1 protein-coding gene is annotated in these 322 nt (G+C 74.2%); it reads left to right on the forward strand.

The annotated features are described in order from the left end of the window. The coding region (locus KDL01_RS42835) for a hypothetical protein (protein ID WP_212534402.1) at window positions 1-322 on the forward strand (322 nt) is incomplete at both ends.

Genomic DNA, 322 nt, shown 5'->3' on the forward strand with positions numbered 1-322 from the left:
GGCCTCGACCCGGCACCCGAGGTCGCCGAGACCCTACGCGTCGCACGCGAGCACGGGACGCGGGCCGGGCTGGAGCGGGTGCGGGCGCTGGAGGAGCACACCGACCCCGGGTCGGTCGAGGCGCGCCACGCCCAGCAGCGCGAACGCTCCTACGCCCGCATCGGTGTTGCGGCGGACGGGGAGATGCACCGGTGTGAGATCCTGCTCGACCCCGCCCGCGGCGCGGTACTCCAAGCCGCGGTGGAGTTGCAGGTCGCGGAAATGATCCGGGCCCGGCAGTTCGACGGCACCGAACTCGCACCCCAGGACGTGCGCACGACCG

This window comes from Actinospica durhamensis, assembly GCF_018139695.1.
Lineage (GTDB): Bacteria > Actinomycetota > Actinomycetes > Streptomycetales > Catenulisporaceae > Actinospica > Actinospica durhamensis.